We start from the raw sequence: 1,017 nt of genomic DNA on the forward strand, positions 1-1,017 counted from the left end.
AATACATTCAAAAATATATTTGAATGAGGTGTTTTATGGTTCAAAATGTTGTTACTTCAATAATCCTGTATTCTGGGACAGCCGTAGACTTACTTATTATCCTAATGTTATTTTTTGCCAAAAGAAAAAGCAGAAAAGACATCATTAATATCTATTTAGGACAATTTCTAGGCTCTGTTAGTCTAATATTGCTAAGTTTACTTTTTGCATTTGTCTTAAATTATATTCCTAGTAAAGAGATTTTAGGTTTACTCGGTTTGATTCCAATTTTCCTAGGACTCAAAGTTTTGCTTTTAGGAGATTCTGATGGAGAAGCTATTGCAAAAGATGGTTTGCGCAAAGATGATAAAAACCTGATTTTTCTAGTCGCTATGATTACTTTTGCAAGTTGTGGTGCTGACAATATTGGTGTTTTCGTCCCATATTTTATTACCTTAAATTTAGCGAATTTGATAGTGGCTTTACTTACCTTTCTAGTCATGATTTATCTCTTGGTTTTTTCTGCCCAAAAATTGGCACAAGTCCCTTCTGTTGGAGAAACTTTGGAAAAATATAGCAGATGGTTTATTGCCGTTGTTTATTTAGGATTGGGGATGTATATCCTGATTGAAAACAACAGCTTTGACATGCTAAGGACTGTGTTCGGCTAGGAGAAAAAATTATGAAAAAAGATAGTATCTGCCAAGTGAATATTATAAATCAACAAAATGTTACAACCGCAACGAACTACCTTGAAAAGGAAAAAGTCCAAAAATCACTTCGTATTTTATCAAAGTTTACCGATAATAAACAGATAAATATCATCTTTTATCTTCTTGCTGTTGAAGAACTCTGTGTCTGTGATATAGCCTGTTTACTAAATCTCAGTATGGCATCTGCCTCCCACCATCTTCGTAAACTAGCCAATCAAAACATCTTGGATACTAGAAGAGAGGGGAAAATTATATATTATTTTATAAAAGATGAGGAAATCAGAGATTTTTTTAATCAACTAGGATAACAACTATTTTTACTACT

Annotated in this window: 2 protein-coding genes; both read left to right on the plus strand. The window is 32.2% G+C overall.

Annotated elements, in window-relative coordinates; genetic code table 11:
- Nucleotides 1–35 precede the first annotated feature (35 nt).
- Nucleotides 36–650, plus strand: coding sequence for a CadD family cadmium resistance transporter (locus HMPREF2728_RS01170; RefSeq protein WP_006152989.1), 615 nt, complete (start codon nt 36–38; stop codon nt 648–650).
- A gap of 11 nt (nt 651–661) precedes the next feature.
- Nucleotides 662–1,000, plus strand: coding sequence for a Cd(II)/Zn(II)-sensing metalloregulatory transcriptional regulator CadX (cadX, locus tag HMPREF2728_RS01175; RefSeq protein WP_000711085.1), 339 nt, complete (start codon nt 662–664; stop codon nt 998–1,000).
- Nucleotides 1,001–1,017 lie beyond the last annotated feature (17 nt).

It is taken from the genome of Streptococcus sp. HMSC061D10 (genome assembly GCF_001808865.1).
In the GTDB taxonomy this organism is placed as follows: domain Bacteria; phylum Bacillota; class Bacilli; order Lactobacillales; family Streptococcaceae; genus Streptococcus.

What these genes read in the sequence shown, in the direction of transcription:
- cadX (WP_000711085.1), top strand. Translation starts at nt 662, where the DNA reads ATGAAAAAAGATAGTATCTGCCAAGTGAATATTATAAATCAACAAAAT.
- HMPREF2728_RS01170 (WP_006152989.1), top strand. Translation starts at nt 36, where the DNA reads ATGGTTCAAAATGTTGTTACTTCAATAATCCTGTATTCTGGGACAGCC.